Source organism: Actinomadura sp. NTSP31, assembly GCF_041951385.1.
In the GTDB taxonomy this organism is placed as follows: Bacteria; Actinomycetota; Actinomycetes; order Streptosporangiales; family Streptosporangiaceae; genus Spirillospora; species Spirillospora napierensis.
In genome coordinates this window covers 103,625-118,432 of the sequence record NZ_JBGNUT010000021.1, presented here as the reverse complement: position 1 = coordinate 118,432, position 14,808 = coordinate 103,625, and the positions used below count along the sequence as shown (strand labels likewise).

9 protein-coding genes and 1 tRNA gene are annotated in these 14,808 nt (G+C 70.3%); 9 read left to right on the top strand and 1 reads right to left on the bottom strand.

The features are described from left to right. The first annotated feature begins 520 nt into the window (after positions 1-520). The 9 genes from dnaA to ACA514_RS31050 all read left to right on the top strand — a co-directional run bounded on the left by dnaA (position 521) and on the right by ACA514_RS31050 (position 13,736). Entirely contained in the window at positions 521-2,788 is a 2,268-nt protein-coding gene (gene dnaA, locus ACA514_RS31090; RefSeq protein WP_375044818.1) for a chromosomal replication initiator protein DnaA, read from the top strand. A gap of 651 nt (positions 2,789-3,439) precedes the next feature. After that, entirely contained in the window at positions 3,440-4,582 is a 1,143-nt protein-coding gene (dnaN, locus tag ACA514_RS31085) for a DNA polymerase III subunit beta (protein WP_344273105.1), read from the top strand. A gap of 93 nt (positions 4,583-4,675) precedes the next feature. Next, a complete protein-coding gene (gene gnd / locus ACA514_RS31080; protein WP_375044817.1) occupies positions 4,676-5,596 on the top strand; it encodes a phosphogluconate dehydrogenase (NAD(+)-dependent, decarboxylating) in 921 nt (306 codons plus the stop codon). 144 nt (positions 5,597-5,740) lie between these two features. Then, positions 5,741-6,865 carry a DNA replication/repair protein RecF gene (gene recF / locus ACA514_RS31075; protein ID WP_375044816.1) on the top strand — a complete coding sequence of 375 codons (1,125 nt, stop codon included), beginning with the start codon at positions 5,741-5,743 and terminating at the stop codon, positions 6,863-6,865. Positions 6,866-6,967: 102 nt separating this feature from the next. After that, positions 6,968-7,543: a DUF721 domain-containing protein gene (locus ACA514_RS31070; RefSeq protein ID WP_375044815.1), complete on the top strand. Its 576-nt coding sequence runs from the start codon at positions 6,968-6,970 to the stop codon at positions 7,541-7,543. 477 nt (positions 7,544-8,020) lie between these two features. Then, the gene (gene gyrB, locus ACA514_RS31065; RefSeq protein WP_375044814.1) at positions 8,021-9,958 is read left to right on the top strand and encodes a DNA topoisomerase (ATP-hydrolyzing) subunit B; all 1,938 of its coding nucleotides are present in this window, start codon (positions 8,021-8,023) and stop codon (positions 9,956-9,958) included. 91 nt (positions 9,959-10,049) lie between these two features. Next, positions 10,050-12,557, top strand: coding sequence for a DNA gyrase subunit A (gyrA, locus tag ACA514_RS31060; protein WP_375044813.1), 2,508 nt, complete (start codon positions 10,050-10,052; stop codon positions 12,555-12,557). Between the two features lie 42 nt (positions 12,558-12,599). Then, a complete protein-coding gene (locus ACA514_RS31055) occupies positions 12,600-13,571 on the top strand; it encodes a DUF3566 domain-containing protein (protein WP_375044812.1) in 972 nt (323 codons plus the stop codon). Positions 13,572-13,659: 88 nt separating this feature from the next. Further along, positions 13,660-13,736, top strand: a tRNA-Ile gene (locus ACA514_RS31050). 62 nt (positions 13,737-13,798) lie between these two features. Here the strand turns inward: ACA514_RS31050 and ACA514_RS31045 are convergent. Beyond that, positions 13,799-14,782 (bottom strand): tyrosine-type recombinase/integrase, encoded by a 984-nt coding sequence (locus tag ACA514_RS31045; protein ID WP_375044811.1) that lies wholly within the window; start codon positions 14,780-14,782, stop codon positions 13,799-13,801. Positions 14,783-14,808: the final 26 nt, after the last annotated feature.

Below are 14,808 nucleotides of genomic sequence, written 5' to 3'. Positions count from 1 at the left end.
GTCGATGCGACTCGACCTCAGCACGTTACGGGCAATCGCCCCGCCCGGTCAAACGGATCACCCGGCCGCAACGGCCCCGCACGTTCCATGAGAGCCGATCGTTCGACGGGACCGTCCGCGCACCCGTATCGATCCCGCGCGGTCCCGGTTCGTGTTGCGGGTGCGGATCGGCACGGGCTAGGGTTCTTCCTCCGGGCAAGCCGACGCTCCGTGACTCGTGAGAGCGATGTTCGGTGTTCCGCCCGCCCCCCACTCGAGAACCATCCCGCCCGGCCGCCGACGCGGCCGGAGATGCCCCGTCCCGCCTTTCCCGAACCCCTGCGGCGGAGTTTTGCACAGGGTGCCTCATGCCTATGCACAGCATGTGGACAACTCTGTGGACAACTCGTGAGAGAGTAAGGCTTCCGCGTCGCGGCCGTGCCCAACGAGGCGGGCCGCAACTCGTGGGACAGCCGGGCGGTCAGGTACCCGGACGGTCAGGTACTCCGTTCGGCGGAGTTGTGGGGAGGGGACCTTGCGCATGGACGGTCAGGATCTCGGATCGGTCTGGGCCCGCACCCTCACCGCGCTGTCTGAGAGCGATCTGTCCCCGAGTTACCGCGCATGGCTGCCGATGGTCCGCCCGCTGGCCCTGGTGGAGGGGACGGCCCTGCTGGCGGCGCCCAACGAGTTCGCCAAGGACGCCCTGGAAACGCGGCTGCGGAACCTCATCACCCAGGCGCTCTCCAATGAGCTGGGCAGGGAGATCCGGGTCGCGGTGACCGTCCAGCCGGAGCCGCCGGGCGGTTCCGGGCCGGGTCCCGGCGGCGGTTCCCGCGCGGGTTCGGGCGAGCCGCTGTCGGCGCCGGTTCCGGGTCCGGGAATGCACGAGTCCGCGCCTTCTTCTTATGGCGAACGGCCGCTTGAGGACCGCGACCGGGACCGGGATCGCGACCGGGATCGCGACCGGGATCGGCCCTATCCGGACAAGCAGCAGTACGGGGACTCTCCTTACTCCGAGCGCCCGGAATACACCGACCGTCCTTACCCGGAGCAGCCCTACGGCGACCAGGGTTACCGGCCGCCGTCCGAAGTTACCCACAGGCCGGGCCTTCCCGGTGGATATCCACAGGGCGACGACGACCGTGGATGGCCGCAGCGTGACAATGACCACGGCGCCCCTTATCCACCGGCTCCCCGTCCCCCCGCGTATGGGGCCGGTCCGGGGGGGCGCGGACCGTCCTCCTATGACCGTGGAAACGTCCCGAATTTTCCAGGACGCGGCCGCCCCCAAGAAGGGTTCGGCGGCCCTGAGGGCTACGGAGGGGCGGAAGGGTTCGGCTCGGAGGGGTTCGGTGGCGAACCTCCCGGACGGCCTCCGCACGCGCCTTCCCATCTCAACGACCGCACGCTCGGCCCGCTGCGTCCCGGCGTCCGCGGCGAACCGATGGGCCGGGAGGCCCAGCACGGGAAGGGCGAGCCTCCGCTGGGGCACGACGAGGACTCCTATAAGGCGGAGTCCCCGTTTCCCGGCGCGGAGCAGTCGTACACAGGGCCGGAGCAGTATTCGGGTTCCGAGCAGTACCGCGGTGAAGAGCCCTATAGGGGCGACGAGAAGCCGTATCGGGGCGAGGGCGGTTTCCGCGAGGACGAGGTGTCCGACGCACGTGGACCGGTCCCGGCGCCCGGCGGTCCGTCCGGACCGTCCGGCTCGGGCGGGCCCGGGGGCGCGCGCGAAGGCGGTGGCGGTCAGGGCGCCGGCGCGTCCGAGCACGCACGCCTCAACCCCAAGTACACCTTCGAGACGTTCGTCATCGGCTCGTCCAACCGGTTCGCGCACGCCGCGGCCGTCGCCGTCGCCGAGCAGCCGGCCAAGGCCTACAACCCGCTGTTCATCTACGGCGACTCCGGGCTGGGCAAGACGCACCTGCTGCACGCGATCGGCCACTACGCGCAGAGCCTGTTCAACGGCGCACGCGTCCGGTACGTGAGCTCGGAGGAGTTCACGAACGACTTCATCAACTCCATCCGCGACGGCAAGGCCGACGGGTTCCGCCGCCGCTACCGGGATGTGGACATCCTCCTCGTCGACGACATCCAGTTCCTCGAGGGCAAGGAGCAGACGCAGGAGGAGTTCTTCCACACCTTCAACACCCTGCACAACGCCAGCAAGCAGATCGTGATCTCCAGCGACCGGCCGCCCAAGGAGCTGGTCACGCTGGAGGACCGGCTGCGCAACCGGTTCGAGTGGGGCCTGACGACCGACGTCCAGCCGCCCGAGCTGGAGACGCGGATCGCGATCCTGCAGAAGAAGGCCCGCCAGGAGGGCCTGGCCGCGCCGCCGGACGTGCTGGAGTTCATCGCCTCGCAGATCGCGACGAACATCCGCGAGCTGGAGGGCGCGCTGATCCGGGTGACGGCGTTCGCGAGCCTGAACCGGCAGTCGGTCGACATGAAGCTCGCGGAGATCGTCCTGAAGGACCTGATCCCCAACGACTCCGGCCCGGAGATCACCGCGGCGATGATCATGGCGCAGACGGTCGAGTACTTCGGCACGACGATCGAGGACCTGTGCGGCCCGTCGCGGTCCCGGATGCTGGTGACGGCCCGGCAGATCGCGATGTACCTGTGCCGGGAGCTGACGGACCTGTCGCTGCCCAAGATCGGGCAGCAGTTCGGGGGCCGCGACCACACCACGGTCATGCACGCCGAGCGCAAGATCCGGTCGCTGATGGCCGAGCGCCGCGCGATCTACAACCAGGTCACCGAGCTGACGGGACGGATCAAGCACCAGGCCCGCAAGCGCTGACGAGCGGGCCCGGACGGGCCGTCCCGGCCCGTCCCGAGCTGTGCAAAAGCCTCGTGCACAGGCCGTTCGAACGCCCGGTCGAACACCGGCCGGCGGCGGCCCCGAACCAAGATCGACACGCACAACCTGGGGATAACCCTGGGGATCCCGGCGGAAAGGCCGGGGAAAACCTGCGGACAACATGGGGACGACTCGTGGACCGATTGTGGAAGCCCTGGGGACGGCCACCCGGCATCATGGGGACGAACCCGTGGACAAGCTGGGGAAGCCCTGGGGACGCCCTGGGGACGACCGCGCCCGGACCCCGCCGCGACGGCCGGGCGCCGGAACGGCCCGGGAGAACCTGCGGAAAACTCGTGGACAACCGGGGGATGACGTGAGGACGACCTGTGGGGACGGAATCGCCGTCCCCAGCGCGGCCCGCGCCGTCCACCGCCCACACACAGCCCCGGTGGACAGAGATACGCGGTCTCACCTGCGGGAACGCGGTCTGTCCACACTATCCACGGCCCCTATTACTGGTACTGCTCTACTTCTCTACTCAAGAAAAGATCCAACTCAAATCAGGGCCTGGGGACAACGCGCCCCGAGCGCCCGCGCCGAGGCCCGAGCACCACACCCTCGTCCGACACCTGCAGGAGGCGGGTCCCCTTGAAGTTCCGCATCGACAGAGACGCCCTGGCCGACGCCGTGGCCTGGACGGCGCGCACGCTGCCGGTCCGGCCCCCGGTGCCGGTCCTCGCGGGCATGCACATCGTCGCCGGAGGCGAAGGCAACGACGACCGGCTGAAGCTGTCGGCGTTCGACTACGAGGTCTCCGCCCAGGTCTCCACGGAGATCGACGTGGAGGAGGCGGGGACGGCGCTGGTGTCCGGCCGGCTGCTCGCCGAGATCTCGCGCAGCCTTCCTCCCCACCCTGTGGAGGTCACGACCGACGGGGCGAAGGTGATGCTCCGCTGCGGGAGCGCGAAGTTCACACTCCTCACCATGCCTGTGGAGGACTACCCGTCGCTGCCGGAGATGCCGCCGGCCGCCGGCGCGGTCGGCAGCGACGAGTTCGCCGCCGCCGTCGCGCAGGTCGCGATCGCGGCGGGCAAGGACGACACCATCCCCATGCTCACCGGTGTGCGTGTGGAGATCGAGGGGGAGACCGTCACCCTCGCGTCCACCGACCGGTACCGGCTGGCCGTCCGGGAGCTGCACTGGAAGCCGGAGCGGCCGGACTTCTCCGCGGTGGCGCTCGTCCCGGCGAAGACGCTGGCCGACACCGCCAAGTCGCTGACGGCGGGCGCCGAGGTGTCGATCGCGCTGGCGGCGACCGGCGGCGCGGGCGAGGGCATGATCGGTTTCGAGGGCGGCGGCCGCCGCACCACGTCCCGGCTGCTGGACGGCGACTTCGTCAAGTACCGGTCGCTGCTGCCGAGCGAGTACGCGGGCCTGGCCGAGGTGCAGACGGCGCAGTTCATCGAGGCGGTCAAGCGCGTGTCGCTGGTCGCCGAGCGCAACACCCCCGTGCGGCTCTCGTTCAGCCAGGGAGAGGTCGTCCTGGAGGCGGGGACGGGGGACGAGGCGCAGGCCGTGGAGGCCCTGGAGGCGACGCTGGAGGGCGAGGACATCGACATCGCCTTCAACCCCGGGTTCCTGCTCGACGGGCTGTCGGCGATCGGCTCGGACGTCGCGCGGCTGTCGTTCACCACGCCGACCAAGCCGGCGGTGCTCACCGGCAAGCCCCCGCAGGACGGTGAGAACCCGAACTACCGTTATCTGATCATGCCGGTGCGGTTGTCTGGGTAAAGACCGGTCCTGGGGCATACCTGGGGGAGACGACCGGCCCGCGGGAAGCCTCCGCGGGCGGGCACGGCAGTTACGCACAGGGGAGAAGTGAGCATGGAGCTGGGCATCATCGGCCTGGGCAAGATGGGCGCGAACATGGCCGAGCGGCTGCGGCGCGGCGGTCACACGATCGTCGGCTACGACCGCAACCCCGACGTCAGCGACGTCGGCTCGGTCGAGGAGCTGGTCGAACGCCTCTCCCCGCCGCGCGCCGTGTGGGTGATGGTGCCCGCGGGCGGCCCGACGCAGGACACCATCAACAGGCTGGGGGAGGTGCTCGACGCGGGGGACCTCGTGGTGGACGGCGGTAATTCACACTATGTGGACGACCAGAAGCACGGCGAGGAGCTGGCCGCCAAGGGCATCGGCTTCGTCGACTGCGGGGTCAGCGGCGGCGTGTGGGGGCTGCAGAACGGCTACGCCCTCATGGTCGGCGGCGACGAGGACAACGTGAAGCGGCTGATGCCGATCTTCGAGACGCTGAAGCCGGAGGGCGACTACGGCTTCGTGCACTCCGGCGAGATCGGCGCCGGCCACTACGTGAAGATGGTCCACAACGGCATCGAGTACGCGATGATGCAGGCCTTCGGCGAGGGCTACGAGCTGATCGAGGCCAGCCCCATCGTCACGAAGGTGCCGGAGACGTTCCTCAGCTGGCAGGAGGGCACGGTCATCCGGTCCTGGCTGCTGGACCTGCTGAACCGCGCGCTCAGCGACGACCCGGAGCTGGACGACCTGCGCGGCTACGCCAACGACTCCGGCGAGGGCCGCTGGACGGTGCAGGCCGCGGTGGAGCACGCCGTCCCGCTGCCGGCGATCACCGCCTCGCTGTTCGCCCGGTTCTCCTCCCGGCAGGACGACTCCCCCGCGATGCGCGTGGTCGCGGCGCTGCGCAACCAGTTCGGCGGGCACGCGATCGAGACCGCCAAGGGCGCCGACTCCCCCGGCGCCGACGTCAACCCCCCGAAGGTCTGACCCGCTCCCCGGGCCTCGCCGCCCGGGGAGCCGGAGATCCCTGTGGACGGGCGCCGGGGCGGGTGCCCGGGCCGGCGGCCGGAGTTATCCACAGAACGCGCGGAGTGTGTGGGCGGTGCGCGGGAGGCTCTACGCTCGTGTCTCGTGCACGTCGCCCACCTCTCGCTGCAGGACTTCCGGTCGTACGCCACCGCCGAGGTGGCGCTCGGGCCGGGCGTGACCGCGTTCGTGGGGCCGAACGGGCAGGGCAAGACGAACCTGGTCGAGGCGATCGGGTACGTCGCCTCGCACGGCAGCCACCGCGCCGCGACCGACGCGCCGCTCGTCCGGCAGGGCGCGCCGCGCGCGATCGTGCGCGCGGGCGTGGTGAAGGACGACCGCAAAGCGCTGATCGAGCTCGAGATCAACCCGGGTAAGGCGAACCGGGCGCGGCTGAACCGGTCCCCCGTCCCCAGGCCGCGGGAGATCCTGGGGATGCTGCGGACGGTGCTGTTCGCCCCGGAGGACCTCGCGCTGGTGAAGGGCGACCCGGGGGAGCGCCGCCGGTTCATGGACGAGCTGCTGACGGCGCGGGCCCCCCGGTTCGCGGCGGTCCGGTCCGACTACGACCGCGTCCTCAAGCAGCGCAACGCCCTGTTGAAGTCGGCCGCCGCGCATCGCCGGTCCCCCGGCCCCGAGGTGCTCGCGACGCTCGACGTGTGGGATTCGCATCTGGCGCGCACCGGGGCGGAGCTGCTGTCGGGGCGGCTCGAACTGGTGGAGGCGCTCCGCCCGCTCGTGGCGCGCGCGTACGCGGCGCTCGCCCCGTCCAGCGGCGCGGCCGATCTGCACTACAAGAGCTCCCTCGCGGCGGAGGAGTTGTCCACAGACCGTGGACGGCTGGCCGAGCAGCTGCTGGCGGGCGTGGCCGAGGCGCGCAAGCAGGAGCTGGAGCGCGGGGTGAGCCTGGTCGGGCCGCACCGCGACGAGCTCGTCCTGCGGCTGGGGGAGCTGCCCGCGCGCGGCTACGCCAGCCACGGCGAGTCGTGGTCGTTCGCGCTCGGGCTGCGGCTCGCGGCGTTCGACCTGCTCCGCGCGGACGGCGACGACCCGGTGCTGATCCTCGACGACGTGTTCGCCGAGCTGGACGTGGGGCGGCGGAGCCGGCTGGCGGAGATGGTGGTGCCGGCCGAGCAGGTGCTGATCACCGCGGCGGTCCCCGCCGACGTCCCGGCGGAACTGACGGGCGGTTCGTATACCGTCTCCGACGGCCGGGTGGTCCGGGACTGACCGGGAAGGGGCGCGCAGGTGACGAATGATCCACAGGATGTGCACAACTCCCCCGGTCCGGTGAATTCTCCGGATCCCGGCGGCGCCGGCGATCCCCAGGCTGTGGACGGCCCGCCGGCCGCCGGCCCGCCGGCCGCTGATCCACAGGCCGCCGGTCCGCAGGCCGACGCCGCCGACGCCGCCGAGTCCGGGGAGTCCGGCGGGGTCCCGGCGAAGTCGGGCATCGAGCTGGCGCGGGAGGCGCTCGCGCAGGCGAAGGCCGACGCGCTGAAGCGCGGCACCCTGCCCGGCCAGGGCGGGAAGCGCAAGGGCGCGGCGAAGCCCATCCGGGTGCGGGATCCGAGCCGCGGCGGCGACCCGCAGGCGTTCGGCGCGGCGATCCGCGACCTGCTGGCCTCGCGCGGGTGGGAGCAGCGCGCGGCGGTCGGCGGCGTGTTCGGGAACTGGGCCGGCATCGTCGGTCCCGAGCTGGCCGAGCACACCCGTCCGGAGCGCTTCGAGGACGGCGAGCTGACCGTCGCCGCCGACTCCACGACGTGGGCGACGCAGCTGCGGCTGCTGTCGTCGACACTGGTACGGCGGCTGAACGAGGAACTGGGGCACGGGACGGTCCGCCGGGTGAAGGTGGTCGGCCCGGCGTCGGGCCCCCGCCGCAACGGCGCCTGGCGGGTCCGCTGAACCGGCGGCCGAGCGCTCGCGAGGGAGCGGTCCAGCGGTTGATGCCGGGCGCAGTGCCGCGCGGAGGGGCGCTCCCGGCGCTCAGCTGGGTGACAAGGGGCGGGCGGGGACGGCGTGCCTCGGAGGCGGTCGCGCGGCGTGACGGGATGTCGGTGGCGGGTGGGAACATCTGTTCGGGAAGCCTGGTGACGAGTTCAGCAACGAGCGCGCCGTAGGCCAGAGAACCCCCCCAGGGCTAGGGGGGGATGCATCTCCGGGCCCGCTCGGCCGCCACACGCGCACACAGCGCTCGGGAGTGCCACTTTTCGCCGTGTGACCCGGTAGAATGATGACGGGTTCAGGATGCTGCACCGCCATGGGGTGCCCAGAGCTCTACCGAACACGTACGGAGCACCAGGGCGCCCTCATGTGTGTACGGGGCACACCGCGCTCCCCTGGGCGCGGGGCGGCTCACCATCCCCGGCAGGAGGATCTCCTTTGGCGTACGACGCTAGTTCGATCACTGTCCTTGAAGGCCTGGAAGCGGTGCGCAAGCGTCCGGGCATGTACATCGGGTCCACCGGTGAGCGCGGCCTCCACCACCTGGTCTACGAGATCGTGGACAACTCGGTCGACGAGGCCCTCGCGGGCTACGCCGACGACATCGTGGTGACCCTGCGCGCGGACGGCGGCGTCAGCGTGGTCGACAACGGCCGCGGCATCCCGGTGGGCGAGCACCCGGTGGAGAAGCGGCCGGCGATCGAGCTCGTGCTGACGACCCTGCACGCGGGGGGCAAGTTCGACGGCAAGTCCTACGCCGTCTCCGGCGGCCTGCACGGCGTCGGCTCGGCGGTGGTGAACGCGCTGTCCACCCGGCTGGAGGCCGAGGTCAGGGTGGACGGCCACGTGTGGCGCCAGTCCTACACCTGGCAGGGTCCGGAGACGGAGCTGCGGAAGGGCGAGGAGACCGCCGAGACGGGCACCCGCATCACCTTCTGGCCCGACGGCGACATCTTCGAGACCCTCGAGTGGAACTTCGAGACGCTGTCGCGCCGCATGCAGGAGATGGCGTTCCTGAACCGCGGGCTGTCGATCACCCTTCGCGACGAGCGCCCGGACCACTCCAACGGTGAGCCGAACGTGGTGAAGTACCACTACGAGGGCGGCATCGAGGACTTCGTCCGCTACATCAACGCGCGCAAGGACGCCGTCCACGAGTCGGTGATCTACTTCGGCGACGACACCGAGGGCATGTCGGTGGAGATCGCCATGCAGTGGAACTCCTCGTACGCCGAGTCGGTGCACACGTTCGCGAACACGATCAACACGGCGGAGGGCGGCACCCACGAGGAGGGGTTCCGCGCGGCGCTGACGACGATCGTCAACCGGTACGCCCGCGACAAGGGGCTGCTGCGCGACAAGGACGACAACCTGACCGGTGAGGACGTCCGCGAGGGCCTCACCGCGATCATCTCGATCAAGCTGGCCGACCCGCAGTTCGAGGGGCAGACCAAGACCAAGCTCGGCAACACCGAGGCGAAGTCGTTCGTGCAGCGGGCCTGCAACGAGCATCTGCGCGACTGGTTCGAGGAGAACCCGGGCGAGGCCAAGGAGATCATCAACAAGGCGTCGCAGGCCGCGCGCGCGCGGGTGGCGGCGCGGCAGGCGCGCGACCTCACCCGGCGCAAGAGCCTGCTGGAGTCGACGTCGCTGCCCGGCAAGCTGTCGGACTGCCAGTCGACGGACCCGTCCAAGACCGAGCTGTACATCGTCGAGGGCGACTCGGCGGGCGGCTCGGCCAAGGGCGGCCGCAACCCGCACTTCCAGGCGATCCTGCCGATCCGCGGCAAGATCCTGAACGTCGAGAAGGCGCGGATCGACAAGATCCTCAAGAACAACGAGGTCCAGGCGATCATCACCGCGCTCGGCACCGGGGTGCACGACGAGTTCGACATCGGCAAGCTGCGGTACCACAAGATCATCCTGATGTCGGACGCCGACGTCGACGGCCACCACATCAACACGCTGCTGATGACGCTGCTGTTCCGGTTCATGAAGCCGCTGATCGAGGCCGGCCACGTGTACCTGTCGCAGCCCCCGCTCTACAAGATCAAGTGGGACGCGCGCGGCAACGAGGCCGACTACGCCTTCTCCGACTCCGAGCGCGACGCGGTCATCGAGGCCGGGATCGCGGCCGGCCGGCGCGACCCGCGCCCGCGCGACCAGGTGCAGCGCTTCAAGGGCCTCGGCGAGATGAACGCCAACGAGCTGTGGGACACCACGATGGACCCCGACAACCGGGTCCTGCTGCAGGTGCAGCTCGACGACGCCGCCCAGGCCGACGAGCTGTTCAGCGTGCTCATGGGCGAGGAGGTCGAACCCCGCCGGGAGTTCATCCAGCGCAACGCCAAGGACGTGCGCTTCCTCGACATCTGACAGGTGCGGCGGCCCCGGCCCGTCCTGACCGGCGGCGGGGCTCCCATCGGGCGTCGTACTTCGTTCCCACTTAGCAGAAGAGGTCTTGAGAGTGACGGACGTGACCACAGAGGGTGGACACCCCGGCGAGCGGATCGAACCGGTCGACATCCAGGTCGAGATGCAGAAGAGCTATCTCGACTACGCGATGTCGGTCATCGTCGCGCGCGCGCTGCCCGAGGTCCGCGACGGGCTGAAGCCGGTCCACCGCCGCGTCCTGTACGCGATGTACGACGGCGGCTACCGGCCCGACCGCGGCTACTTCAAGTGCGCCCGCGTCGTCGGCGACGTCATGGGCAACTACCACCCCCACGGCGACTCGGCCATCTACGACGCGCTGGTCCGCCTGGCGCAGCCGTGGTCGATGCGGTACCCGCTGGTCGACGGCAACGGCAACTTCGGTTCGCGCGGCAACGACCCGGCCGCGGCCATGCGGTACACCGAGTGCCGCATGGCGCCCCTGGCGATGGAGCTGCTGCGCGACATCGACAAGGAGACCGTCGACTTCTCCCCGAACTACGACGGCCGCTCCCAGGAGCCGGACGTCATGCCGTCGCGGTACCCGAACCTGCTGGTCAACGGGTCCGCCGGCATCGCGGTCGGGATGGCCACCAACATCCCGCCGCACAACCTGCGCGAGGTCGCCGAGGGCGTCCGCTGGTTCCTGGACAACTACGGCGCGTCCGACGAGGAGCTGCTCGAGGCGCTGATCGAGCGGATCAAGGGCCCCGACTTCCCGACCGCCGGCCTGATCGTCGGCCGCAAGGGCATCGAGGAGGCCTACCGCACCGGCCGCGGCTCCATCACGATGCGGGCCGTCGTCGAGGTCGAGGAGATCCAGGGCCGCACCTGCCTGGTCGTCACCGAACTCCCCTATCAGGTCAACCCGGACAACCTCGCGCTGAAGATCGCCGAGTCCGTCAAGGACGGCAAGCTCGACGGCATCGCCGACGTCCGCGACGAGACCTCCGGGCGGACCGGCCAGCGCCTGGTGATCGTGCTGAAGCGGGACGCCGTCGCCAAGGTCGTCCTGAACAACCTGTACAAGCACACGCAGCTGCAGGAGACGTTCGGCGCGAACATGCTCGCGCTGGTCGACGGCGTGCCGCGCACGCTGCGCATCGACCAGTTCGTCCGGCACTGGGTGACGCACCAGATCGAGGTCGTCGTCCGGCGCACCCGGTTCCTGCTCCGCAAGGCCGAGGAGCGCGCCCACATCCTGCGCGCGCTGCTGAAGGCGCTGGACCGCATCGACGAGGTCATCGCGCTGATCCGCCGCTCGCCGTCCGCCTCGGAGGCGCAGCGGGGCCTGATGAACCTGCTGGACATCGACGAGATCCAGGCGCAGGCGATCCTGGACATGCAGCTGCGCAAGCTCGCCGCCCTGGAGCGCCAGGCGATCACCGACGAGTACGACAAGCTCATGGCGGAGATCGCCGACTACAACGACATCCTGTCCTCGCCGGAGCGGCAGCGGCGGATCGTCGGCGACGAGCTGGCCCCGATCGTCGAGAAGTTCGGCGACGAGCGGCGCACCGAGATCATCCCGTTCGACGGGGACGTGTCGTACGAGGACCTCATCGCCGAAGAGGACGTCGTCGTCACCATCACCCGCGGCGGCTACGCCAAGCGCACCAAGACCGACCTGTACCGGGCGCAGCGGCGCGGCGGCAAGGGCATCCGCGGCGCGCAGCTGAAGCAGGACGACATCGTCGACCAGTTCTTCGTCACCACGACGCACCACTGGATCCTGTTCTTCACCAACAAGGGCCGGGTGTACCGGGCGAAGGCGTACGAACTGCCCGACGCCGCGCGCGACTCGCGCGGCCAGCACGTCGCGAACCTGCTCGCGTTCCAGCCTGACGAGCACATCGCCCAGGTCATGGACCTGCGCGACTACGAGGTCGCCCCCTACCTCGTCCTCGCGACCAAGAAGGGCCGCGTCAAGAAGACGGCGCTGAGCGACTTCGACTCGCCGCGCACCGGCGGCATCATCGCGATCAACCTGGTCGACGACGACGAGGTGATCGCCGCCCGGCTCGTCTCCGCCGACGACGACCTGCTGATGGTGTCGACCGGCGCCCAGGCGATCCGGTTCCACGCCGACGACGAGTCCCTGCGGCCGATGGGCCGCGCCACCTCCGGCGTGATCGGCATGCGCTTCGAGGAGGACCAGGAGGTCCTGAACATGCTGGTCGTGAAGGACGCCGAGCACGACGTCCTGGTCGCGACCGAGGGCGGCTACGCCAAGCGGACCCCCGCCGACCAGTACCCCGTCCAGGGACGGGGTGGTAAGGGAGTTCTCACCGCTAAGATCGTGGAATCTCGCGGCAGGTTGGTAGGGGCGCTGATGGTCCGCCCGGACTACGAGGTGTTCGGAATGACCTCCAACGGGGGCGTCATCCGCACCAGTGCCGCGGAGATCAAGCAGTCCGGCAGGCAGACCATGGGCGTCCGCCTGATGAACCTCGCCGAGGGGGACAGCGTGGTCGCCATCGCGAGGAACGTAGAGTCCACGATTGAGGACTCAGTCGACGCCGAGGGGGGCGATGGTGAGTGACGCATCCGGTCGCCTCACCGCGCCGCTAGGCCAGGAGGACACGTGAGCACCGAGCCCGGCAAGAGCAAAGGCGGGAGCGGCAAGGAGGGCGCCGGCAAGCCAGGCGGCCGCCCGGCCGCGACCGGCAAGCCCGCGGGCGGCAAGGCCGCGGACAAGCCCGGCGGCAAGACCGTCGCCGCCGCGTCCGCCAAGCCGGCCCGGGACGAGGCCACCGTCGAGATCGACTCCGACGCGGCCTCCGAGAACGGCTCGGACGCCGCGCCGGGTTCGACGGGCTCCGCGGGCTCCGCTTCGGGTTCCGACGCGACCAGGATCGACCTCGCCCAGGTCAAGGACGAGCCGGCGAAGCCCGAGACGCCGGAGATCGCCCCGGTCAGGGACACCGCCGAGCCGGCCAAGGGCCCGGCGGCCGCGAAGCGGCCCGGCCCGTCCAGCTGGGCGAAGCCCGCCGAGCCGGCCGGGTCGGTCTCCACGGGCCGGACGGAGAAGCCGCCGGCCGCGGCCGCCGCGTCGGGCAACTCGTCCGGCGCGGGCCCGGGCCGGACGGGCTCCGGCTTCGCCGGGACCGTCCTGAAGGACCGCCCGTCCGCCGCCGTCGCCCCGGTCAACTCCGGCAAGGCGCCCGCGCCGGCCAAGCCGGCCCGCAAGGCCCAGCTCCAGCTGGCCCGGCTCGAGCCGTGGTCGGTGATGAAGTTCAGCTTCGTGATGTCGCTGGTCTGCTTCGTCGTCCTGCTGGTCGCCGTGGTGGTGCTGTACATCATCCTGTCCGGCCTCGGCGTCTTCGACGCCATCAGCGACACGATCAACAGCCTCACCACCCAGCAGGGCGAGACCGACGGCGGCGTCGACGCCGGCAGCTGGTTCTCCTTCGCCCGCGTCTTCGGCTACACGGTCCTCGTCGGCGCCCTGAACGTCCTCCTCATCACCGCCCTGTCCACGGTCGGCTCCGTCATCTACAACCTCGCCGCGGACCTCGTCGGCGGCGTGGAGGTCACCCTCAAGGAGGCCGAATAGCGCGACCCCGCCGCCGCCCGCCAATCGATTTCCGGTTGCCGTTCCCCATGGGGTAATCTCTGGTTGCGCCGCAAGGCGGCGGCAGTACGGGCCTATAGCTCAGTCGGTTAGAGCGCATCCCTGATAAGGATGAGGCCGGAGGTTCAAGTCCTCCTAGGCCCACCAGCTCACAGACCCCCACCGGGTACCGGTGGGGGTCTTTTGACAGCAGCGGTGACAGCAACGGCTCAGCTTTCCGGCGTTCCGAACAGCTCGTCCGCCACCTTGCCGAGTCCGGTCCGGTGGTCCTCGATGTCGCTGTCAGTGTAGATCTCCATGGTCGTGGAGATCTTCGCGTGACCGTGGATCGCAGCGGCATCGCGCGGAGGCATGCCCAGCCGCTTGAGAAGCGTTGCGGTCACGTGCCGCAGGTCGTGAAGCCGGATGCGGCGAAGCCCCGCGTTCACGCAGATCCGATCGAAGGCCCTCGACAGGTTGCGCGGTTCGATCGGCCCGCCGTGGCGCGTGGTGAACACAAGGCCGATCTCCTCCCAGTCCGCGTCCCAGTTCGCGCCCGCCCTGCGCTTGGCGTACATCTGCCGGTCGGCCAGTTCGATGAACGCCTCATAGATGATCGGGAGCACGGGCAGGGGGCGGTCTCCGGCATCGGTCTTGACCCGCGTCCGGGTGAGCTTCCCGTCGATGCGCTGCAACTGCCAGGACACTTGCATCACTCGCTCGTCCAGGTCCAGGTCGTCCCAGGCGAGGCCTAGCACCTCACCGCTCCGCAGGCCGTAGACCATCAGCAGCACGAACGCCGGGTACAGGGGTTCGTTTCGAGCAGCGCGCAGGAACGCGCGAGCCTCGTCCGCCGTCCATGGCTTGGACTTATGGGCGGGGGCCGGCGGCAGCGTGGTCAGGCGAGCGACGTTGACCGAGATCAACTCTTCCCGCGTGGCCCTGGTCAGCGCCGCCCCCAGGACCATGCGCATGATGTGGACCATCGCGAGCGACTGGCCGTCCTTGACCTGCTGGTTCAGAAAGGACTGAACCTTGGCCACCCGAAGCCGGTCGAGACGCTGATTGCCGAGACCCGGCTTGAGGTAGAGCCGCGCCGTCTGCTCGTACTTCTTGTAGGTGTTCCACCGCTTGGACGGCCGCACGACCTCTTCGAGCCAGTAGTCAAGGGGCGGCGGCGCTCGCGCCAACGGCGCGCGCGCCCGGCCGCGCATCGCTGCGTGGCCACGCTTGCCGGTCG

Bases quoted from the DNA above. Each gene is read 5' to 3' on its own strand.
- dnaA (WP_375044818.1), top strand. From the start codon at position 521: ATGGACGGTCAGGATCTCGGATCGGTCTGGGCCCGCACCCTCACCGCG.
- gnd (WP_375044817.1), top strand. From the start codon at position 4,676: ATGGAGCTGGGCATCATCGGCCTGGGCAAGATGGGCGCGAACATGGCC.
- ACA514_RS31045 (WP_375044811.1), bottom strand. From the start codon at position 14,782: ATGCGCGGCCGGGCGCGCGCGCCGTTGGCGCGAGCGCCGCCGCCCCTT.